This is a genomic window from Phytohabitans flavus, from assembly GCF_011764545.1.
Taxonomy (GTDB): domain Bacteria; phylum Actinomycetota; class Actinomycetes; order Mycobacteriales; family Micromonosporaceae; genus Phytohabitans; species Phytohabitans flavus.
On the sequence record NZ_AP022870.1, the window covers coordinates 2,644,470 to 2,666,083 of the forward strand.

The window sequence follows — 21,614 nt, forward strand, 5'->3', positions numbered from 1 at the left end:
GCACCGTCTCGGGTCACCGCCAGGTGATCGTCACGGTGGCGTTCCCGGCCGGCGTCAGCGTCCGGTTGGCGCCCGCCTCCCAGGTCACCGTGCCGTCGGGGTTCTTCTTGATCAGCTTGTACTCGACGGCCTGTCCGGCCGGCAGCGAAGCCGTGCCCGTCCACACCGGATACTGGCTGGGCGAGAGGGCGATCGCGTTGGCCGGGTTCCACGCGCCGAGCGGTGGGGTGGAGCCGACCACGAAGACGTTCTGCCCCCAGGTCGTGGTGGCCGTGGCGTTGAAGGTGATGTTCGACGTACCGCCGCCGGCCTGGTTCCACGTCGCGGTGTGCGCTCCGCCGCCGGTGCCGGTGCGGTTCGGTGTGCTCTCCCAGGTGACCTGGCCGTTGCTGATCCGCACCAGCTTCCACTCGAACGCGGTGCCGGCCGGGATGGAGATACCGCCGCTGAACGAGCCGGCCGTCGCGCCCGGCGTGAGGCGGAGCCCGCTGGCCGGCGTCCACGAGCCGAGCTGCGCGACCGATCCGACGACGTACACGTCCTGCCCGGTCGGTGCGGTGACCTGGAAGGTGGTGTTTCCGGCCGGTGGCGGCGTGGTCGGCGGCGGCGTGCCGGTCGTCCGCGCGTTGACGTGCAGCGCGACGCCCCGGTTGGCCGGGATGCTCGCCGTGAACGCGCCGCCGGCCACCGTGACGGTGCCGCCCGTGCACACGCCGGTCGTCGCGTTGTACGTGCCGCGCGCGACGTTGCAGTAGGTCCCGTCCGGCAGGCTCGTGGCGAACGTGCGGCTCCACGCGTCACCGGTGGCGTTGAACGCGGCGTACCCGCGGCTGCCCCGGGCGAACGCGAGCCGCCCGTTGCCGTCGGTCACCGTGCTGGAGATGCCGGTGCCCTCGGTGGCGTTGCGGAAGCTGGGCATGCCGGCAACTTGCTCGTTGCGGTGCTCGCAGATCCACTGCCCGTTGGCGCAGTCGGTGGCGCTGGTGGTGCCGTTCGACGAGCTCGGCGGGCCCTGCGCCTGGTTGGCGCCGAAGGCGTAGCTCGACATCAGCTGCACCGTGCCGTACGGGTGGGCCATCATGAACGCGTCCGCGAGGTAGTACCGGTCGCCGTTCTTGTACGTGAGCGTCGGTGTGGCCCGCTGGGTGTCGTGGTTGTCGACGAACACGACCGCCTGGGTGGCGGTGAGCCCGCCGTAGTTCGGCAGGTTGGCGAACTGGGCGATGTTGCCGCTCTGGAAGCCGCTGGAGACGGCCCGCTGGTAGTCGAAGTTGGTCACCTTGCCCAGCGGCGCGTACGCGGTGTACGGGATCGTCGCGTCCCCGTACACCTCGTGGAAGATGTCCGGCCGGCCGCCGAAGCCGGGCACGTCGCGCAGGCGGGAGATGACGTCGGCCAGGTGCGCCTCCTGCACGTGCTTGGCCGCGTCCACGCGGAAGCCGGCCACGCCGAGGTCGATCACCGAGTTCATGTACTTGGCTATCTTGCGGCGTACCTCAGGATCGCCGGTGTTGAGGTCGGCGAGCGCGAGCAGCTCGCAGTCCTGCACCTCGGCCTTGTTGTTCCAGTTGCCGATCGTCGTGTAGCAGGGGCCGAAGTCCGGGTACGTGTACGCGTCGCCGGAGCCGTCGTCGAACAGGTTCGGGTACTCGTACTTGCTGTAGACCGTCCCCGCGCTGCCCGGGCCGCTGCCCGCCGAGCCGGTACCGGTCATGTGGTTCAGCACGACGTCGACGTAGATCTTGACGCCGGCGTCCCGGCAGCGGTTGACCATGTCGACGAACTCGGCGCGGGTGCCACGGCGGGTCTGGTCGAGGCGGTAGGAGACCGGCTGGTAGTCCTGCCACCACGGGTAGGTGGCGCCCTCGGCGCTGGGCAGCACGACGTGCTCCTGCGGCGGCGAGACCTGTACGCCGCCCCAGCCGTTGGGGCCGAGCGTGGTCTCGCACTCCCGCGCGATGGAGCTCCACCGCCACTGGAACAGGTGCACGATCGACGACCCGTTGGCGACGGCGGCGTGGGCGGCAGGTGCGGTGGCGACCGTGACGGCGACGGTGGTGAGCAGGAGCAATGGGGCGGTCGCGGCCGCTGCCCAGGCGGCCGCGGCCCTTCTTCGAAGTTTCACTGCGCACTCCCGGGGTCCGTTCGTTGGAAGATCTTGCGATGACCGCAAGAACTTTCACGACAGTGCGCAAGGTAGCAACATCGATGGTCGTTTGTGAACCCCCGCGGCTTCGCCATGCTGCGCGCGGCGGCCGTGGTGATGAACGGTTGATCAGGGAGTTGGTGGGCGTGTCGGCCGGCGCGCCGCTCCACCAACTCCCTGATCAAGCGCCGGCCCGCCGACCGCCCGCCGCGCGGCGGCTGCGGGTCGTGGGTGCCGATCGTGCCGGACTATGACCGGTCGAGCGCGCCTGACTCGGACAGCAGTTTCCACAGGCCGGCGCCGTCCGGTGCGGAGAACCACCGCTTGCCCGCCTGGTCGGAGGTGGTCAGCTGCTTGCCGGCCGGCGACGGGAGGTTGCCCGCCAGCACGGCCTGGGTGGGGAGAGCGCCCGGATCGCGACGGCGGCCACCTGGTCGGGGTGGGTCTCCGCGAAGGTGCGGTAGATCTCAGGATCGTGCTGCCCGTCGTCGCCGATCAGCAGCCACCGGATCCACGGGAACTCCTCGGCGAGCCGGTTGAGCGCGGCGATCTTGTGCGCGCGGCCGCTGCGGAAGAACCGGTCCCGCTGCGGGCCCCAATCGGTGAGCAGCAGCGGGCCCGGCGGGTACAGGTGGCGGGAGAGGAAGCGGGTGAGGGCGGGCGCGACCTTCCACGAGCCGGTCGACAGGTAGAAGACCGGCGCGCCGGGGTGGGCGCCGGTCAGCCGCTCGTAGAGCACGGCCATCCCCGGCACGGCGGCGCGGGCGTGCTCGTCCAGCACGAACGTGTTCCACGCGGCGAGCATCGGCCGCGGCAGGATCGTGACCATCACGGTGTCGTCGACGTCGGAGACCACGCCGAAGCGGGCCGCCGGGTCGACGACGCGCACCGGGGCCTCGACCGGCTCGGTGTCACCGCTGCTGATGAGGACGGTGCGCCAGCCCGGTTCGAGGTCGACCTTGACCACGGTGTCGATGAACCCGCTACGGTCCGCGACCGTCTCGTGGCGCCGCCCGGCCACCTCGACGGTGACCGGCGCGTCCTTGGCGGAGACGGTGGTGAAGCTGCGCCAGCCCCGGACCTTGCCCGCCTTGCGGGGGCGGCCGTGGTCGGGGCGGCTCACCATGACCCGGCCCATCACCCGGACCCAGCCCGGCGCGCCATATCCCGTATACGGAACGACGGTCGCGAACCAGCCACGCTTGCGCAGCCAGCCCTCGAGGACCTCGTGCACCGCGTCTTCGATGCGCGCCGCGCGGTGCACCTCAGTCACCCCGCCAGCCTCGCATACGATCATCCCAGGCGCAGCACGGCGGCCGAGTGCGCCAGGGACTAGCTGGCACACCGCCAGGTTCGCCATCACAGACGACCGAACGCCTGTCGATGAATGTCACCCCGCCAGTTCCGCCACCGCGGGCAGACGCGAAAGCCGCGACGGGCGCCGGGCGCACCGCCGACTAGTTGACGCCCCCGCCAACTTCGTCGTCGCGGGTGGCCGGGCCCGCTGTCGATCAGCTGAGACGGCGGCCAACTTCTCGACGCCTCCGCCAACTTCGCCTTGGCCGGGGCCGGACGCGCAGCCGGCCAGCTGAGACGGCCGCCAACTTCGCCGTCAACAGGGAGGGCGACGCGGAAGGTCGCGCCGCCGCCGGGCGTGGCCGTCGCGGAAACCTGGCCGCGATGCGCGGCGACGACGGATGCGACGATCGCGAGGCCGCCGCCACCGGCCCGGCTGCGCGAGTCGCCGGCCTGGTAGAAACGGAGCCGGACCTCGTCGCCGGAGATCCAGCACCGGTCCCGGCGGGCCTTCATCCCGGCGATGGTGGCGGGTCGGGATGGCCCGTTCCGCAGAGATTTGAGAGCGACGCCCAGGCATGGGGCAGCACCCGAGATCACAGAAATGTCTCACCATTACATTGACATCTGTCGTTGGATTGTGGATGGTGTTAACGCTAACCATGCTCGCGGGAGGGTGCTGGTCATGGCTGGGAACAGGTGGCGTGGTGCGGTCGCCGTACTGGCGGCGGTGGTCGTGATGCTCGGCGGGGCGAGTCCGGTGAGCGCGGCGGCGTACCCCAACCCGGGCCGGGTCACCGGTGACACGGGTACCCACGACCCGGCGGTGGTGCGTGCGCCGGACGGGCGGTACATCCTTGCGGCGACCGGTAACAACCTGTCGCTCAAGACCTCCACCGACCGCATCGCGTGGCGCAACGCCGGTGCCGTGTGGCCGGGCGGGGCGCCGTGGACCACCCCGTACACCGGCGGGGGTCGCAACCTCTGGGCGCCCGACATCTCGTACCACAATGGACAGTACTATCTGTACTACTCCGCCTCCACGTTCGGTTCGCAGCGTTCGGCCATCTTCCTGGCCACCAGCCCCACCGCCGCGTCCGGCTCCTGGACCCACCAGGGCCTCGTCATCGAGAGCAGCAACGCGGTCAACTACAACGCCATCGACCCCAACCTGGTCGTCGACGCGAGCGGGCAGTGGTGGCTGAGCTTCGGCTCGTTCTGGAGCGGCATCAAGCTGATCCGCCTCGACCCGTCGACCGGTCGCCGCTCCACATCGGACACGTCGGTGCGCTCGCTGGCCAGCCGCCCGAACGCCGGTGGCGCCGTCGAGGCCCCGTTCATCCAGCGCCGAGGCGGCTACTACTACCTGTGGGTGTCGTTCGACCGCTGCTGCCAGGGCGCGTCCAGCACGTACCGGGTGATGGTCGGCCGCTCGACGTCGGTGACCGGCCCGTACACCGACCGCAACGGCACGCCCCTCACCTCGGGCGGCGGCACCGAGGTCCTCGCCGGTCACGACGCGATCCACGGCCCGGGGCACCAGGCGGTGCTCACCGACGGCGGCGGCGATGTGCTGTTCTACCACTACTACGCGAACAGCGGCGCGTCGTTCCTGGGCATCAACCTGATCGCCTACGACGCCGCCGGATGGCCGTACGTTTACTGACAACCCCTCCGCCCTCCCACGTCCATGCGGTGTCGGCCGGCCAGCGGGAGGCCGCGCGGGCAGGGGCTCGTCGGGCCTTTGTGAACGTTTTCCGCTGCCAGGGCAACGGTAGGCGTTCACAAACTCGCGGCGCATGCGCCGCGGGTCGAGGCGTGGGTGTCGATCATGGCGTTGGTCGCGGGTCTTCCCTTGATCGACGCATACGGATGCCCGCGTCGGGTGGGTCGCCGTGGTGGCGACACCGCGCGTCGCACGGGCGAGCCCGTCGGACGCCGGGTCGATGCCGGCCGTGGCCACCATCCGCAGGGACGCGTCCGGCTACCGGACGGGACGCTTCCTCGGGAAGCAGAGCAAGCGTGATCCCGGCTCGTGGGGCCGCTGAGCGGCGGGTTTCCACCAGCGACGCCGCTCTGCTTTCCTGCCGGACGCGGTCGGCGTGCGGTTATCGGACACGTGCTTCCTGACGGGAAACCGCAGGTTTCACGCCCAGCGTGAGCAACGTCAGTTTGTCTGGACTCTGGGGAAGCGGCCAGCACACCCACCCACCCAGCCGTGCCGCTCGTCCGGAGCTGGTTAGACGACGAGCATCGCGGGGTGGGGGTGGCGGAGGTAGTCGTGGTGGGAGATGTCCCAGCCGTACGCGCCGGCGTTGGCGAAGACGAGTACGTCGCCGACGCGTAGGCGGTCGACGTGTTGGGCGCGGGTCAGTACGTCGCGGGGGGTGCACAGCTCGCCCACGGCGTCGACCTCGGTGTCGCGGATCTCTGGTCGCGGGAAGTCGTACCGCCACTCGTCGCGGGGCAGCACCGTGAACGGGTGGCTGTACCCCCACGCGGCCGGCAGCCGGAAGTGGTGGGTGCCGCCGCGCAGGACGGCGAACCAGCGGCCGTGGGTGTGTTTGAGGTCGAGGACCTCGGCGGCGTACCAGCCGGCGTCCGCGGCCAGGAAGCGGCCGGGCTCGAAGGCGAGGCGGACGCCGGGGGGCGGTGCCTGGGCGCGGAGGCGTTCCAGGTCGAAGGGTGGGCCGCCGGTGTAGTCGATGCCCAGGCCGCCGCCGACGTTCACATAGGACAGCGGTATGCCGAGTCGTGCGGCCGTGTCGACGGACCAGCGGACCGCCTCGTCGACGAACGTCGTGTGGGCTTCGGCGTCGAGGTTGTTGGAGACGGCGTGCAGGTGGAAGCCGACTACCCGCAGGTGGGGCAGGGCCGCGGCGAGCGCGGCGGCCGCGGGCAGTTGGGCTTCCTCGATGCCGAACGGTGTGGGCGTGCCCGTCATGCGGTGCGTCCCGCCGAGCGTGCCGCCGGCGCGGTTGACCCGCAGCGCGATCTCCAGCGGGCCGGAATGCGGCCCAGAAGGCGGACCGGAATGCGGGCCTGAGTGCGGACCCAAAGGCGGGCCCGAAGAAAGAGCGGCGAGGCGGCGCAGTTCGAGGACGCTCTCCACGTGGATCAGGGCGCCGGCGGCGACCGCCGCGCGGAGTTCGTCGTCGGTCTTGGCCGGGCCGCCGAACGCGACGAGGCGAGCGCCGCACTCCACCGCGAGCGACAGCTCGCCGCCGGACGCCACCTCCAAGCCGTCGCATACGTCCGCGAGCGCCTGGACCACCGAGGGGTGGCCGTTGGCCTTGACCGCGTACAGCAGGGTGGCGCCGGCCGGCAGTGCCGCGCGCAGGGTGGCGGCGGTGGCGCGCAGGACGGCGGTGTCGTAGACGTACGCGCAGGCGGGCGACGGGAGGCCGGCCAGGGCGGCGCGGACGGGCTCAGGGAGCATGGAGCGGGTTCCGGACTGTGTGCAGCGGGTTCTGGACGGCATGTAGCGGGTTCTGGACGGGGAGGTACACGTCGCCGCCGCCGGTCAGCCGCATCCGGACGAGTGCCTTGTGCGGTACCCGCGGGGCGGTGAACGCGGCGTGGTCGGCGTCCGCGGCGCGGGCGGTGGTGGGGTCGGCGCGGAGCGGGTCGTACGCCTCGTCGACCACCTCGCGTACCGCCCGCCAGGCGGTCGCCTCGTCCAGCCCGTGGGAGCCGAGCGCGATGACCAGCTCGCCGAGGTGGGCCTGGAAGGCGGTGTAGCCGAGCTTGGCGCGCATCGTGTACAGGTCGTCGGTGCCGATCACCGAACCGGGCCAGAGCGCGGGCTCGATGCCGGCTGCGGCGAGGCGGGGGCGGTGCAGCCGCATGCCGGCCAGGTCGCGGAGCACGAGCCGGTGCGGGGTACCGGCGATGAACGTGGGCAGGCAGTTTTGCAGGTGGGCTTCGAGCGCGATGCCGTACCGGGTGGCGAGGCGCAGCAGCGGCGGCAGTACCAGGCGGGCGTAGTCGGTGAGGAAGTCGAGTGGGCTGCCACCGTACTCGCGGAGCAGGTCGCCGACCACGAGCGGGAGCGCGCCGCCGGGGATGACGCGTTCGCCGGGTGTGAGGTGGCCGGCGAGGCCGTCGCGGAGGATGGCGGAGGCGTCGCGGCTGCCGCCGAGGGCGGCGCCGGCGGTCTCGGCGAGCAGCACGACGCGTTCCTCGCCGGCGAGCAGGCGGGTGAGCAGCGCCGACAGGACAGGACCGTTGCGGGTACTGGCCACGGAGATGCTGCGGCGGGTGGAGGTGACCTGGATGTCGAGGGAGAGCTTGAGGTAGTCGCCGCCCGGCAGCAGCAGCGTGCGGAGCGCGGCGGTGGGTACGGCCGGGAGCGTGCCGTCGAGGATCCGCAGGGTGCCGTCGCGGAGCAGGTCGGGGTAGCGGCGGGCGAGGACCGCGTCGCGTTGCCAGGCGTGTACGGGCTGCACGACGTAGCCAGGCGGTGCCGGCGGCGCGCCGTCCAGGAAGCCCAGGTCGTCGCCGACGTGGGCGTCGCGGCGTACGGCGACGAAGCCGATCCGGGTGGCGCCGGCCTCCAGGTCGTGGGCGAGCACGTCGTCGACGTCCCAGCCGATCCGGGTACGGCCGCAGGGGTGCAGGTTGTGGCCGTCGATGGCGAGCCGTTCCAGCGCGACGGCCGCGGCGTCGGGGCCGTCGCCGGGTGCGGGGGCGGTGTCGCGCCGGGCGTACGCGATCGCGAGGTTGGTGACCGCGTTGGCGAGCTCGGCCGCGAGTGTCCACCCTCGACCGTCCACGATGGAGTGCGGCAGGAGTGCGATCGGGTCGTCCGCCGGTACCGTGTCGAAGTCGACCCGGTCGAACGCGTGCGGGTGACCCGTTCCCCCGTACCGGCTGCGGGTGTCGGCGATGTCCTCGCGCCACAGCGCCCCCAGGAGCCGGCGCCCGACGGCGGCCGCGGCCGTTGGCAGTGCGTCCCGGAACGGGGCGCGCAGGTGGGGCGCGAGCACCGCGAGGTGGGTTTCGGCGTGCGCGGCCGCGTCGCGGACGGTCCCGGGCGAGTAAGCGCAGACGCTCAGATCGGTCACCCTTTTAACCTGCCATCGGATTGGGGAGCGAGGCCCACACATCGGTGAGCGGGTCGGACGCCAGTCGCATCGCCGTCGTGGCCTTGACCGGCAGCGGGCCGTCGCGTAGCTCGGGGCGGGCGGCGCGGGACCACAGTAGCGCCGGCATGATCCCGTAGGCGCGGGAGAACGCGGCCACCTGCTCGGCGAGGGTGCCGCTGACTGCGGCGGCGAGGAGCTTGGCGCGCAACGCCTCCGGGTCGTCGGTGGCGACGTCGCCGTACAGGGGTGGCGGCTCGACTCCGTGCCGGCGCAGCATGGCCGGGCTGACCCGGACGCCGCCGAAGTCCCGGTACAGCAGGCGGGTCGGGCGGCCGTCGCGCAGCACGACGAGCGTGTTCTGGCCGTGGGCTTCGAGGGCGATGCCGCGGTGCAGCAGATGCAGCAGCGGGGTGAGCAGCACGCCGGCGAGCGCGGTGAAGAAGCCGATCGGGTCGGGCAGCCGGTGGCCGGCGCGGACCGCGGCGGCGAGCGAGGCGAGCGGGACGGCGACCTCACCGGCGTCCAGGCGGGGCAGGCGGCGGCGCAGGTAGGCGAGGCTGCGGGACGGCTCGCCGTCGACGAGCACGGCGCCGCCGCGGTCCTCGGCCATCACCTCGAGCCCAGGTGGGGCGAGGGCGGCGAGCAGCGCGCCCACCGCCGGTCCGTTGTGGATCGCGGCGGGCGAGACGGTACGCACGGCGGAGGTCATCTGCACGTCGACCGCGGTCTTGACGTGGTGGGTACCGCCCGCGGGCGCCATCGTGCGCAGGGACATCAGGGGCCGCGCCGGCACGCGTCCCACGGGCGTGAGCCAGCGGTACGTGTCCAGCACGTGCTCGCGCTGCCACGGGTGGACCAGGAGCAGGGGCGGACCGTCGCCGTACCACCGGGCGGGCGGGACCCGGACCACGTGCAGGCGCACGATCGGGCGGTGCTCGGGGGCGTACCGGAGCACGTCAAGTGTGGACATGCCGAGGCGGGTGCGGCAGCAGGGGTGCAGGGGGTGTCCGTCCACGACGGACTGTTCCAGCTCCGGGAGGGTGCCGGTGAGGGTCGGCTGGCGGTCCGGTGCGGCGGCGCGGGCGAGGGCGAGGTTGGCCGCGCTGTTGTCGACCTCGACGGCGAACCCCTCGTGGCCGAGGGCGCGGGCGAGGGCGGCCGGGTCGGTGTACGGGACGGTGTCGAGGTGGATGGTGAGCCCATCGGCCGCCACCGCGTACGGCTCGGCCGCGTCCGCGGGCCCGGTCAGCTGGCCGGCGCTGGTGTGCACGGTGAGGTGGTTGCCGGCCTGCGAGCGGCGCAGGAGGCCGGGGACGGGCTCGCGGGCGTACGCGCCCCAGAGCCGGGCGAGCACCGCACTCCGCGCGCCGGGCAGCGCCTTCTCGAACGGCGTGACGAGGTCCGGCCGGTCGCGGTCGAGCGCGGACAGGGTCGCGGCCGGGTCGGGTGCGTGCACACCCCAATTCTTCGTGATCTCCGGGCAAGCCGGGCGCCGGGACCCTCCAAACTAGCTTCCTAGGATGCCCTACGGGTTGTGCCTGGGGTCACGGTCGGCGAACAGCCTGATCACCGGCACCCGGAGCGGCGCGGGTAACATCCGGCGGCGGCGCGCTCGCGGGGCAGACGGCGTGCCAATCCACGGCGCGACAGGGGAGGGGCGTCGGCGTGGACGGATCGGTACGCCTCGCGGTGGACCTGGGGACGACGCACACCGTGGCGGTGGTACGCCGCGGCGGTCAGGAGCCGAGGGCTCTGCTGTTCGACGGTACGCCGCTGCTGTCGTCGGGTGTGTTCGTCGACGCCACGGGCGGGCTGCACACCGGGCGGGACGGTACCCGGCTGGGCGGTTCGTCGCCGGAGCGGTTCGAGCCGCACCCCAAGCGCCGGGTCGACGAGGGCACGGTGCTGCTCGGCGAGTACGAGGTGCCGGTGGAGCAGCTGCTCGCGGCGAGCCTGCGGCGGGTGGCGGACGAGGCCCGTACGGCCGGGGTGTCGGCGGACGGCGCGACGGTGCTCACCTGCCCGGCGGACTGGGGCCAGCCGCGGCGCAACGTGCTCCGCGCGGCGGCGTGGCGGGCCGGGCTGGGCCAGGTGACGCTGCTGGACGAGCCGATCGCGGCGGCCACGTACTGCGTGCAGGTGCTCGGCCAGCAGGTGCCGCCGGGCGGCTGCCTGGGTGTGTTCGACTTCGGCGGGGGCACCTTCGACGTGGCGGTGGTGCGGCGGGAGCCGGCCGGGCTGCGGGTGCTGGCCACCGGGGGCCTGGACGACCTGGGTGGGCTGGACGTGGACAGCGCGCTCGTCGCGCACCTCGGGCAGCTTGTCGCGGTCCGCGATCCGGAGCTGTGGCGGCGCCTGGAGCAGCCGGCGGACGTGGAGCAGCGGCGGGAGCGGCAGGCGTTCTGGACGGAGGTGCGGGCGGCCAAGGAGATGCTGTCCCGCTCGTCGACGGCGCCGGTACATGTGCCGGGCCGGATGGAGCCGATGCACCTGACCCGGGACGAGCTGGATCGGGTGGGTGGCCCGCTGGTCGCGCGGGCGGTGGACGAGACGCGGCGGGTGTTGCAGCGCGCGGGTGTGGAGCCGGGGCAGTTGGCGGGGCTGTTGCTGGTGGGTGGTTCGAGCCGGATGCCGCTTGTCGCGAGCCGGCTGCACGCGCGGCTGGGTGTGGCGCCGTCGGTGCCGGAGCAGCCGGAGCTGCCGGTGGCGTACGGGGCGCTGGTGCACGCGATGGCGGCCGCTCCGGCCACAGCGCCGGGTACCGGGACTGTGGGTGGTCCGGCGTACCCGGTGTCGGGCCCGTTCGGTTCGCCGGCGGGGCCGTATCCGGTCTCGTCCGCGTTCGCGGCGGGTGTGGTGTCGGCGCCGATTCCGGCGTCGCCGGCGCCCGGGTTTGCGCCGCCTCCGCAGGGTGCGGGCCCGGCGATCCCGCCGCCGCGCCCGCCGATGGGTCCGCAGGGTCCGTTTGGACCGGGCGCGCCCGGTCCGCTGGCGACGCCTGCGCCGCGCAAGCGGCGGCCGGTGCGCCGGGCGGTGTTCGCGGGTGTGGTGTTCGTGCTGGTGGGCGCGCTTGTCGCGGGTGTGGTGCAGGGGAGTAGGTGGCTGGGCCGCACGATCGACGATGCGGGCGCCGGGCTGGGCAGCGGCCCGTTCCAGTTCGGGCAGCCGGGCGGCCAGACGGTCGGCGGCGCGGGGGAGTTGGCGGTCGCGGAGGACCAGCCGCTGTCGCAGCCGGACGCGAGCGTGGCCGCGGTGACGGTGGCTGGGCAGAACGTCGTCGTGGCGGCGGTCGGCAGTGGGTTCACCGAGGTGAAGGCGCTGCCGGGCGCCGGGGGAGGGGCGCCGGCGATCTGGACGGCGAAGGTGCCGATCGAGCCGGCGGGCCTGCGTCTGACCACGGTCGGTGACCTGATCGTGGTGGACGGGGACCGCTCGGCGACCGACGACGGCGCCAACGTGCGGGCGGTGCTGTCGGCCAGCAACGGGACGGTGCTCTGGCGTAACAAGTGGGAGAGCCGAACCGACGTCGCGTACCTGGGCACGGACGTGGTGGTGGATATCAACGACTCGTTCGACGGGCATCAGCTGCTGCGGGTGGACCTGCGTACCGGGAAGCAGAAGTGGAAGCGGGATCCCGGCACCGACGAGACGCTGACGATCGACGAGCATCGGATCGAGCCGGTACGGCAGTGGGTGGGCGTCCCGGGTGGTGTGCTGCCGGCGCTCAACGGGGTGCTGAACGACGCGCTGACCGCGGGTGAGGCCACGGTGGTGGAGCTGGACGCGGAAGAGGCCAGGGGAGTGGTGGTGGACGCCACGACCGGTCGGCAGAAGTCGGCCGGCGCGCTGCCGCTGGAGAACTCGTTCTGGACGGTGTTCGGCGGCCAGGTGATCGGTGTGCAGAACGACGAGGTGGGCAAGGGCCGGGAGGTCCTGGCGGGGTACAAGCTGGCGGGTTTCGGCAAGGCGTGGACGTTCGGGCTGCCGGCGGGGCAGACGATCGAGCGGGTGAAGCCGTGCGGGGAGTTCCTTGTGTGCGCGGCGGTCGACGCGGACGACCAGAGCCGCGTGGTCGCGGTGGACGTGCGCACCGGCGAGGAGGCGTGGAAGGCGCCGATGGACTGGAGTGACGACGCCGGCTGGTACGTGACGCCGGCGGGGCTGGTGCTCGGCGACGCGACGTTCGGCCCGGTCGGTGACGGGCGGGTGTTGGGGCCGGACGGTGCGGAGCTGGGCAGGCTGCCGAACGGCGCCTCGGTCGAGGCTGTCCAGGGTGGACGGTTCGTGGTGCGGACGGCGGGTGTGAACGGCACGACCCTGGCGTGGCGGGTGTACGTGGCGGAGGCCGGCGGCAAGGCGACGAAGGCGGTGGACGTGGGTGCGGAACAGCCGGTGCAGGTGGCGTTGGCCGGTGATCTGGTGGGTGTGGTGACGAAGTCCGGCCGGGTGATGGTGCTACGGGTCGTGAGCGTCGCGTAGCGGCGGATGACCGTTCCGTGTGGCTTGTGGTGATTGGTCCGTGGGTTTTCTTGCCTGTTAGTTGCCTGGGGTCACCGGCGTTTGGATGATGCGAGTACTCTTCCGGAACGTTGCCTGACCCCTCGGCATTCGTGCCGGCTCTGGGGGCAACGCGGCGACGGGGTCGGCCCGTCGTACGTGCAGCAGAAAGACTGTCCACGGGAGGAAAGGACCCCTTCGTGAGCACCCCTGTCTCGGCCCGTCCCCATCCGGGCACCGCAATGACCGACGAGCAGCGCGCCAACTTCGAGCGGGACGGTTTCATCGTCGTGCCCGGCGTGCTCTCCGAGGACGAGGTCGCCCACTACGCGGCCGCCGTTGACCGGGTCTACGAGGAGCACGCCGCCGCCGGCAAGCTCGCCGCCGACCGGTCGCTGCACAAGCTCAACGCTGTCGACAGCTGCCACGACCTGGCGCCGCTGCTGGACCACCCGAAGGTGTTCGGCCTGGTGTGGTCGATGCTGGGCTGGAACGTGCACGTGTACCACTCGCACCTGGACGTGCACCCGCCGCTGACCGAGCAGAAGCCGTTCCGGTTCGAGTGGCACCAGGACGGCGGCCGGCAAAACCGCGAGATCGAGTCGGACCCGCGTCCGCGCCTGTCGGTGAAGGTCGCGTACTGGCTGTCGGACGTGTCGCAGACCGGCCGCGGCAACTTCCAGGTCGTGCCGGGCAGCCACGTCACCAACTGGATCGACGGGCCGCCGCGCCGTGACATGGAGTGGCCGAACCCGGAGGGCGCGATCGAGGTGACCGCCAACGCTGGTGACGCGGTCTTCTTCGACCGGCGCATCTGGCACGCCCGGTCGAACAACTACTCGCAGGTGACCCGCAAGGGCGTCTTCTTCGGGTACACGTACCGGTGGGTGCACACCCGCGAGACGATGGCCGTGGATCTGCCGGGGCTGACGCCGGTGCAGCGGCAGCTTGTCGGGCTTCAGGACGGTGACGGTGACCACGCGTGGGGTCACTACCCGAGCGAGGTCCCGCTGTACGGGCTGCTGAAGGAGAACGATCTGCTCGACCCGAAGCACCCGCCGCTCAAGCCGTAGCCTTCCGGTTTGTCGCTGTTGGCCCGGCCCCCGAGGGGCCGGGCCTTTTGCGTAGGCTGGGCTGCCGTGGCTGACATCGAGGTACGTTTCCGTCCGGTGGTGGAGGCGGACCTGGCGATGTTCCGCCGGTTCGCGGTGGAGCCGGGGTTGATCGGCCTGGACTGGGTGGGCTACAAGGACCCGGGCGCGGTCAGTCGCCGTTTCGCTACGGACAGTTATCTCAGTGCTGAGGACGGCCGGTTGATGGTCGAGGCCGGGCCGGACTTCGACGCGGCGGGTCTCGTCAGCTGGCGCGTCGTCGGGTACGGCGTGGCGAAGGGCTGGGAGATCGGTATCGCGTTGCTGCCGGAGTGGCGGGGCCGTGGGATCGGGTGGCGGGCGCAGGCGATGCTGTGCGACTACCTGTTCGAGCACACGCCGGCGCAGCGGATCCAGGCGGGGACGCACCCGGAGAACCTGGCGGAGCAGCGTTCGCTGGAGAAGGCCGGCTTCCGGCTGGAGGGTGTGATCCGGGCGGCGGAGTGGCGGGCCGGCCGGTGGCGGGACGGCCACCTCTACAGCCGCCTCCGCGACGACCCGTCGCCTCTTTGAGAAGGCCGCTCCGAAAGAGCGGCGCACGCTCAGGTTGACATAATGTGCATTATCGAACAACGAGGTGGCCCACGCCCACCCGCGTGTCGGTGGACGTTGTCGGACCGGGCTGGTAGGAAGCTGTCATCAAACACGTGTACGGAAGAGGTAGGTAGTGATGGCCGCCGCGCGCTCCGCCGTTCGAGGACTGTCGACCGACGACCTGCAGTCGATCCGCGACACGTTGGCCGCGGGTCGTAAGCCGCGGGTGATGTTCACCGAGACGGCCGGGCAGATCGCCGGTCAGATCGGGCAGGTGGTGGAGCTCAACGACCCGGACCTGTCGGACGAGTGGGTCGTGGTGCGGTTCGGCAAGGACGAGCTGCCGTTCTCCCCCACCGATCTGGTCATCCCGCCCAAGGGTGCCAAGGCCGCGCCGGCGAAGAAGGCGGCGCCGGAGCCGGAGGTGCCCGCCGCTCCCCAGCCAGAGTTCTTGATCACCAGGTCGCCGGTGCCGGCGCCGCGCGAGGAGGCGAAAGTGACCACTGTGGACGACGCAGCCGTGGAGGATTCGGGGGCGGCGGAGAAGCCGGCGGCCCGGAAGGCGGCCAAGGCCGTGAAGGCGAAGGCGCCGGCCGGTCTGACCGTCACGCTGTCGTACACCGAGGGAGAGTGGACGGTCGCGGCGAACCAGGGGGCGAAGTCCCTGGCAAAGCCGTATGTGATCCGCCCGGCCGAGGCGTTGAAGATGGTGGCGCTGGTGGACGTGCCGGGTGTGCAGGAGGCGGTCGAGCAGATCCTGTCGGCGGAGCGCAACGAGGCCGAGCAGCAGGCGGAGAAGCTGCGTGCCGAGCTGGCCGAGATCGAGGCGCGGCTGGCCGAGTTGCGCGACGTGGGCTGAGGCGCCGTGGCGAGGTGGGCGGAGTTCGAGGGCGAGGCGCCGGAGCTGGCGTCGGTGGTGCGGCGCCTGTTCGAGGCGCACAAGCACAAGACCCTCGCGACGCTGCGCCGCGACGGCGGTCCGCGGATCAGTGGTACGGAGACCGAGTTCCGCGACGGTGACCTGTGGTTCGGCAGCATGTGGATGGCGCGTAAGGCGGTCGATCTGCGGCGGGATCCGCGGTTCGCGCTGCACGGCCCGACGGTGGATCCGCCGGAGGGCGACCCGTCCACGTGGTCCGGCGAGGCGAAGCTGTCCGGCCGGGCGGTGGAGGTCGCCCAGCCGGAGCAGGGTGAGGAGCCGACGCACCTGTTCCGCGCCGATGTCGAGGAGGTGGTCTGGACGCGGGTGGGTAGCCCGGCGGACCACCTCCTGATCGACCTGTGGCGGGCCGGCGAGGGGTTGCGCCGCTTCAGGCGCTGACGGGCCGGGTCAGTGGTAGCCGTCGTCGGCGGTGACGCGTTTGCGGAAGACCCAGTACGTCCAGCCCTGGTAGAGCAGGACGAGCGGGGTGAAGATGGCGGCCACCCAGGTCATCAGGCGCAGCGTGTAGGGCGACGAGGCGGCGTTGTGGACGGTCAGGTCGCCGGTGGGCAGCGTGGACGGGAGTACGGCCGGGTAGAGGGCGGCGAACAGGGCCACCACGAGCAGGCCGATCGTCACGGCGGTACCGAGGAAGGCCCAGCCTTCGCGGCGCCGGCGGTTGGCGGCCAGCGCCCCCACCAGGGCGGCCGCCGCCACGACGCCGGCCACCACAGCGGCGGGTGACGAGCGCAGGGACAGCGTCCACGTGACGAAGGCGGCCAGGGCGAGCAGCGCCACCGGGCCGACCCGGCCGGCGACGGTGAGGGCGCGTTCGCGGATCGGGGTCACGGTCTTGAGGGCGAGGAAGACCGCGCCGTGGGTGACGAAGAGCGTGAGCGTGACGAGGCCGCCGAGCAGGGCGTACGGGTGCAGCAGGTCGAGCAGTCCCCCGGTGTACTCGCCGTCCGCGGCAAGGGGCAGCCCGCGGGCGATGTTGGCGAACGCGACGCCCCACAGGAAGGCGGGTGCCACGGAGCCGAAGACGGTGGCGGCGTCCCAGCGGGCCCGCCATTTCGGGTCGTCGCGCATGCCGCGGTACTCGAACGCCACGCCGCGCAGGATGAGGGCGACGAGGATGAGCAGCAGCGGCAGGTAGAGGGCGGAGAAGAGCGTGGCGTACCAGGCGGGAAACGCGGCGAACATCGCCCCGCCGGCGGTGATGACCCACACCTCGTTGCCGTCCCAGACGGGGCCGATGGTGGCCAGCAGGGTGCGGCGTTCGCGTTCGTCGCGGCCCAGGACGGGCAGCAGCGCCCCTACCCCGAAGTCGAAGCCCTCCAGGACGAAGTAGCCGGTGAACAGGGCGGCGATGAGCACGAACCAGACGGTGGTGAGCTCCATCAGACCTCCACGGGCACGCGAGCAGGGTCAGGGGCGGGAGTGGTGGGCAGGCCGGCCTTCGCGTACCGGACCAGGAGCCGCACCTCGACGAGGGCGAGCGCCCCGTACAGGAGGGTGAACGTGGTGAACGAGGTGAGGACCTCGGTGAGTGAGACGCTGCGGGATACGCCGTCGCGGGTGAGCATCTCGCCGAAGACGAGCCAGGGTTGGCGGCCCATCTCGGTGAAGATCCAGCCGAAGATGTTCGCGGCCATGGGTAGCAGCGGCAGGACGAGGCAGGCGCGGGCCAGCCACTTGGAGGTCGGGGTGCGGCCGCGGCGCTGCGACCAGAGGGCGATCAGGGCCATGAGGGCGGCGAGCATGCCGAGGCCGATCATGAGGCGGAAGCTCCAGTACGTGACCGGGATGACCGGGTTGTAGGTGCCGGGGCCGAACTGGGCGGCGTACTGGGTCTGTAGGTCGTTGATGCCTTCGACGCGGCCGTGGGTGTCCCCCGTACCGAGCCAGGACAGCAGGTACGGGATCTTGATGGCGAACACTTCCTGCCCGCCGTCGAGGCTGCCGATGGTGAGGACGGAGAACGCGGCCGGCTGTTCGGTCTGGTAGAGGGCTTCGGCGGCGGCCATCTTCATCGGCTGTACCTCGGTCATGATCTTGCCTTGGGTGTCGCCGGTGATGGCGACGGCGGCCGCGGCGGCGAGGGTGACCCAGGCGCCGAGCCGCAGCGCGGGCCGGAACGCCTCGGTGCGGTGTTTGACCAGGTGCCAGAGGGCGACCGCGGTCATCAGGGCGCCGGCGACGAGGAAGCAGCCGGCGATGGTGTGCGGGAACGTGACGAGCGTGACCTTGTTGGTGAGCACGGCCCCGAAGTCGGTGAGCCGGGCCCGGCCGGTGTCGGGGTCGACCTCGTACCCGACCGGGTTCTGCATCCAGGAGTTGGCGGCGAGGATGAAGTAGGCGCTGGCGGTGGAGCCGGCCGCGGCGATCCAGATGCAGGCGAGGTGTATCCGCTGGGGCAGCCGTTCCCAGCCGAAGATCCAGAGGCCGAGGAAGGTGGACTCGAGGAAGAACGCGAAGAGCGCCTCGATGGCGAGCGGTACGCCGAAGACGTCGCCGACGAAGCGGGAGTAGTCGCTCCAGTTCATGCCGAACTGGAACTCCTGCACGATGCCGGTGACCACGCCCATGGCGAAGTTGACCAGGAAGAGCTTGCCGTAGAACTTGGTCAGGCGCAGGTAGCGTTCGTCACCGGTGCGTACCCAGATGGTCTGGAGCACCGCGACGAGCACGGACAGGCCGATCGTGAGGGGAACGAAGAGGAAGTGGTAGACGGTGGTGACACCGAACTGCCAGCGGGCGACGTCGAGCGCGTCCATACGGGACCTCCATCCTTACTACGTCCCGTAGTAGATCGTAGTTCGGCACGGCCCCTCCTCCCGGGTACGGCGAGAGTGGCCCTCGTCCCATTCGCGCTCCGCCGGCCCTTGAACAGCGGAGGGTGAGGCCGCGGGAGCGACGGTCCGGACCACCGCGGACATCGCGGTAGCCCTCTTCGAAAAGGGTTAGTTGGGCTGGCTGCGCTGGCGGACGTAGGCGAGCACGGCCTCGCGCGTCGTGCGGACGCCGAGCAGCTCGCGGGCCTGGGCGATGCGGCGGTTGGCGGTGCGCAGCGACAGGAACTCGGCGGCCGCCGCGGCGGCGATCGTCTCCCCGTTGGCCAGGCGCTCCAGCAGTGCCCGCTGCTCCGGTATCAGCTGGCCGACCACGTCGTCGCTGTCCGGTTCGGGTTCGGCGTCCGGGTCCGCGTACACCGGGCCGAGCCGGCCCAGGTCGGCGACGAGCGCCCGGCCCAGGTCCCCGGCCGGGTCGGTGATCGCCACGATGCCGGTGCCGCGGGCGGCGGCCAGGACGGCCAGGTGGGCGGTCTCCGCGTCCGGCACCCGGCCGAACAGCACCAGCCGCGCCTCCGCCATGTCCCACGCGACCTCGGTGAGCGCGAACCCCTCGCGGGTCTGCCAGCCGCCGCGGGCCAGCCGGCGCAGCACGCTCGTCGCGTCCGTCGACGTCGACACCACGTAGCGGGGCGCGTCACTCATGTCGCCTGGCCCAGCCGCGCGGCCGCCTCGGTGCGGGTGCGGGCGCCGAGCTTGCGCATGCCGGAGCGGATGTGGGTCTCCACGGTCTCGCCGGAGATGCCGAGCTGCCCGGCGATGCGGCGGGTCGGTTCGCCGGCGGCGACGAGGCGGAGAACGTCGCGTTCGCGGTCGGTGAGATCGGTGCCGGCGCGGGGGCCGCGCTGGTCCCGGCGTACCGCGTGGCGGCGCAGCGCCCGCCTGGCCCGGCCGAGCAGCACCACCAGGCCGGCTTCCTCGGCGAGGCGTTCGGCGGCCAGCAGCGGCGGCACGGCCAGCGCGGGGTCGGTCTCGTGGATGCCCTGGGCGAGCAGGCAGCGGACCTCTTCGCGGACGGCGAGGTCGTGCCAGGCGGCCGCGGCCCGGTCGAAGCCGCCGGCTGCGGTCCACGCCTCCAGGGTGGCGGCGACCGCGGCGGCCCGGTCGACGGCGGCCTTGCCGGGTGGCGGTGCCAGGCCCAGGTCGGACGACGCCCAGCGGGCGGTGATCTCGTGCAGGCCGGCGACCAGCGCGCCGGCCCGGGCCAGGTCGGCGTGCGCGGGCCGCAGCGCCAGGTCGGGCTGCCCGTCCAGCCAGGCCGCCTCGCGCCCCACCCAGTCCAGCAGCGCGCTCGGCGCCGCCACCCCGGCCAGCCGGGACCGGGCCGGGGCGAGCAGCCCGCCGTCGGCCTCGACGAGGCTGGCGGCGGCGGTCGCGTACCCGCGGGCGAGGGCCGGCAGGGTGCGGTCGGTGAGGTCGCCGGCGCGGCGTACCACGTCGTCGGTGGCGGCGCCGCGCAGCGCCACGCACCACAGCTCGGCGGCGAGGAAGCGGGTCTGCCAGCTGTACGCCAGGTCGGCCGCGCACGCCTGGGCGGCGCTGCCCGCGGCCTGCGCCGCCTCGGCCAGCCGGCCGTCGGCGGCGAGGGTCTCCACCAGCAGCCAGGCGCTCCACCGGGCGGCGAGCAGGTCACCGGCGGCGCCCGCGGCGGCGGTGGCGGACGCCAGCCCGTACTCCCAGCCGTCGGCGCGCGCGTGTGCCCGTACCGCGGCGAGGGCGGCGCGCAGGCCGGCGTGCGGGGGTGGGTCGCCGTGGCGTTCGGCGATGCGGGCGGCCGCGGCGGTGGCCTCGGCCGGGTCTTCGGCGAGGCGGGCCAGCAGCAGGATCCGGTCGCGGGCGGCGACGATGTCGCGGGCCGCGCCGTCGGGTACCGGCGCGGCGGCCTCCCGGGCGGCGGCGACCTCGCCGACCTGTAGCAGCGCCTCGGCGCGCAGCACCGCCGCGTCGACGCCGAGCGGCGGCCCGCCGGTGACGGTGAGGGCGCGCACCGCGGCGCGGGGCCGTCCACATGCGAGGGCGGCGGAGGCGGCGGCCACCCGCACCTGCGGCTCGGGGTCGACGCCGGGCAGGTCGCAGGCGAGCAGGAGCAGCTCGGCGCGTTCGCCGGCGGTCGCCATCCGGCCGGCGGCGGCGACGGCCACCTGGTACGCGGCGGGGCCGTCCCCGGCGGCGGCGAGGTGTCGGGCCGCCTCGCGCGGCGGCACGAGGCTGGCCAGGCGCTGGTGCAGCGCCTGCCGCCCGGGCGGGTCCAGCAGGCCGGCGGCGACCTCGGCCAGGTACGGCGAGACCGGGGCGAGCTCGTCGCCGGAGTCCGGGGCGGCGACCACGAGTCCCGCCTCGAGCAGCTCGTCCACACCGGCGCCGAGGACCGCCGCGGTGGCGGGGCGGCCGAGCAGGCCGAGCGCGGCCATCGCGGTACGCGCCGGGCGGGTCAGGTCGGCGAGCGCGGCCGCCACCGCGTACTCCACCTGGGCGGCGTCCTCGGCCACGTCGGCGGTACCTCGGGAGGCGGTGTGGCGGGCGAGCGTCTCGACGGCGAGCGGCACCCCGCCGGCCCGGGTCACGACAGCCGTGACCGCGGCCGGGTCCAGGCCGGGCGCGACGCGGCGGGCGAGGTCGGCGGCGTCCTCAGCGGACAGTGGCGGTACCGCCAACCACCCGGTCGCGGCCGTACGCAGCGCCGCCACGCTCGCGGCCGGAAGCCGGTGCGGTGTACGCAGAGCGACCACTACCCGGCAGTGCGCGGCGATCGCTGGGAGGGCGGACAGGGTGGCGGGATCGGCCCACTGGAGGTCGTCGAGCAGCAGCAGCCCGTTGCGTACGCGGGAACGGACCGCCTCGGCGAGCAGCGCCGGGTCGGTGGCCGGCAGCCGCACCCGCACCGCGCGGGCCAGCGCGAACGCCGGCACGGCCTGGAGCATCGCGAGCCCGCCGCCGGCGAAGACCGGCCCGCGGAAGGCTTCGCCCAGCTTGGCGAGCACGGTGGACCGTCCGCTGCCCGGCCCGCCGGCGACGACGACCAGCGCGGGCGCGGCCAGCAGCGCGGTCGCCTCCTCGACGAGGGCGCCGGGCCGGGAGTCGGGGGGCGCGTGACGCAACTGGAGCCTCCCGCGTCAGACCGTGGCACGA

The 21,614-nt window shown here is 73.0% G+C and carries 15 protein-coding genes and 1 pseudogene; 6 read left to right on the forward strand and 10 right to left on the reverse strand.

The features are described 5' to 3' along the window. Positions 1-13: 13 nt before the first annotated feature. From Pflav_RS11505 to Pflav_RS48630, 3 genes and pseudogenes are all read right to left on the reverse strand, one after another. Positions 14-2,125 carry a carbohydrate-binding module family 20 domain-containing protein gene (locus Pflav_RS11505; protein WP_173036091.1) on the reverse strand — a complete coding sequence of 704 codons (2,112 nt, stop codon included), beginning with the start codon at positions 2,123-2,125 and terminating at the stop codon, positions 14-16. 269 nt (positions 2,126-2,394) lie between these two features. Next, positions 2,395-3,443 (reverse strand): annotated as a pseudogene (locus Pflav_RS11510) (App1 family protein). A gap of 62 nt (positions 3,444-3,505) precedes the next feature. After that, positions 3,506-3,958: a sensor histidine kinase gene (locus tag Pflav_RS48630; RefSeq protein WP_173036093.1), complete on the reverse strand. Its 453-nt coding sequence runs from the start codon at positions 3,956-3,958 to the stop codon at positions 3,506-3,508. 169 nt (positions 3,959-4,127) lie between these two features. Between Pflav_RS48630 and Pflav_RS11520 the strand changes: the two genes are divergently transcribed. Continuing rightward, a complete protein-coding gene (locus Pflav_RS11520; protein ID WP_173036095.1) occupies positions 4,128-5,108 on the forward strand; it encodes an arabinan endo-1,5-alpha-L-arabinosidase in 981 nt (326 codons plus the stop codon). A 573-nt stretch (positions 5,109-5,681) separates the two neighbouring features. On the opposite strand, the gene Pflav_RS11525 is transcribed toward Pflav_RS11520, so the two are convergent. From Pflav_RS11525 to Pflav_RS11535, 3 genes are read right to left on the reverse strand one after another with little or no spacing between them, the layout of a single operon-like run. Continuing rightward, a complete protein-coding gene (locus Pflav_RS11525) occupies positions 5,682-6,881 on the reverse strand; it encodes a type III PLP-dependent enzyme domain-containing protein (RefSeq protein WP_173036097.1) in 1,200 nt (399 codons plus the stop codon). Continuing rightward, positions 6,871-8,508, reverse strand: a complete 1,638-nt coding sequence (locus tag Pflav_RS11530) for an IucA/IucC family protein (RefSeq protein WP_232071257.1) — start codon at positions 8,506-8,508, stop codon at positions 6,871-6,873. The genes Pflav_RS11525 and Pflav_RS11530 overlap by 11 nt, the downstream gene beginning before the upstream one ends. Positions 8,509-8,512: 4 nt before the next feature. After that, positions 8,513-9,985, reverse strand: coding sequence for an IucA/IucC family protein (locus tag Pflav_RS11535; protein WP_197938345.1), 1,473 nt, complete (start codon positions 9,983-9,985; stop codon positions 8,513-8,515). A gap of 209 nt (positions 9,986-10,194) precedes the next feature. Here Pflav_RS11535 and Pflav_RS11540 point away from each other — a divergent pair, with 209 nt between their 5' ends. The 5 genes from Pflav_RS11540 to Pflav_RS11560 all read left to right on the forward strand — a co-directional run bounded on the left by Pflav_RS11540 (position 10,195) and on the right by Pflav_RS11560 (position 16,032). Next, positions 10,195-13,008, forward strand: a complete 2,814-nt coding sequence (locus tag Pflav_RS11540) for an Hsp70 family protein (RefSeq protein ID WP_173036101.1) — start codon at positions 10,195-10,197, stop codon at positions 13,006-13,008. Between the two features lie 218 nt (positions 13,009-13,226). Continuing rightward, positions 13,227-14,099 carry a phytanoyl-CoA dioxygenase family protein gene (locus Pflav_RS11545; protein ID WP_232071259.1) on the forward strand — a complete coding sequence of 291 codons (873 nt, stop codon included), beginning with the start codon at positions 13,227-13,229 and terminating at the stop codon, positions 14,097-14,099. A 66-nt stretch (positions 14,100-14,165) separates the two neighbouring features. Continuing rightward, a complete protein-coding gene (locus Pflav_RS11550; protein ID WP_173036102.1) occupies positions 14,166-14,690 on the forward strand; it encodes a GNAT family N-acetyltransferase in 525 nt (174 codons plus the stop codon). Positions 14,691-14,847: 157 nt separating this feature from the next. Further along, positions 14,848-15,570 carry a hypothetical protein gene (locus tag Pflav_RS11555; protein WP_173036104.1) on the forward strand — a complete coding sequence of 241 codons (723 nt, stop codon included), beginning with the start codon at positions 14,848-14,850 and terminating at the stop codon, positions 15,568-15,570. A gap of 6 nt (positions 15,571-15,576) precedes the next feature. Then, entirely contained in the window at positions 15,577-16,032 is a 456-nt protein-coding gene (locus Pflav_RS11560; RefSeq protein WP_173036106.1) for a pyridoxamine 5'-phosphate oxidase family protein, read from the forward strand. A 9-nt stretch (positions 16,033-16,041) separates the two neighbouring features. On the opposite strand, the gene cydB is transcribed toward Pflav_RS11560, so the two are convergent. The 4 genes from cydB to Pflav_RS11580 form a co-directional block, all read right to left on the reverse strand. Next, entirely contained in the window at positions 16,042-17,034 is a 993-nt protein-coding gene (gene cydB / locus Pflav_RS11565) for a cytochrome d ubiquinol oxidase subunit II (protein ID WP_173036108.1), read from the reverse strand. Continuing rightward, entirely contained in the window at positions 17,034-18,410 is a 1,377-nt protein-coding gene (locus Pflav_RS11570) for a cytochrome ubiquinol oxidase subunit I (RefSeq protein WP_173036110.1), read from the reverse strand. Before Pflav_RS11570 ends, cydB begins: the two co-directional genes overlap by 1 nt. A gap of 186 nt (positions 18,411-18,596) precedes the next feature. Then, a complete protein-coding gene (locus Pflav_RS11575) occupies positions 18,597-19,130 on the reverse strand; it encodes a LuxR family transcriptional regulator (protein ID WP_173036112.1) in 534 nt (177 codons plus the stop codon). Then, positions 19,127-21,583, reverse strand: a complete 2,457-nt coding sequence (locus Pflav_RS11580; protein ID WP_173036114.1) for a helix-turn-helix transcriptional regulator — start codon at positions 21,581-21,583, stop codon at positions 19,127-19,129. The genes Pflav_RS11575 and Pflav_RS11580 overlap by 4 nt, the downstream gene beginning before the upstream one ends. Positions 21,584-21,614: the final 31 nt, after the last annotated feature.

Bases quoted from the DNA above. Each gene is read 5' to 3' on its own strand.
- Pflav_RS48630 (WP_173036093.1), bottom strand. From the start codon at position 3,958: ATGAAGGCCCGCCGGGACCGGTGCTGGATCTCCGGCGACGAGGTCCGG.
- Pflav_RS11520 (WP_173036095.1), top strand. From the start codon at position 4,128: ATGGCTGGGAACAGGTGGCGTGGTGCGGTCGCCGTACTGGCGGCGGTG.
- Pflav_RS11525 (WP_173036097.1), bottom strand. From the start codon at position 6,881: ATGCTCCCTGAGCCCGTCCGCGCCGCCCTGGCCGGCCTCCCGTCGCCC.
- Pflav_RS11555 (WP_173036104.1), top strand. From the start codon at position 14,848: ATGGCCGCCGCGCGCTCCGCCGTTCGAGGACTGTCGACCGACGACCTG.
- cydB (WP_173036108.1), bottom strand. From the start codon at position 17,034: ATGGAGCTCACCACCGTCTGGTTCGTGCTCATCGCCGCCCTGTTCACC.
- Pflav_RS11570 (WP_173036110.1), bottom strand. From the start codon at position 18,410: ATGGACGCGCTCGACGTCGCCCGCTGGCAGTTCGGTGTCACCACCGTC.
- Pflav_RS11575 (WP_173036112.1), bottom strand. From the start codon at position 19,130: ATGAGTGACGCGCCCCGCTACGTGGTGTCGACGTCGACGGACGCGACG.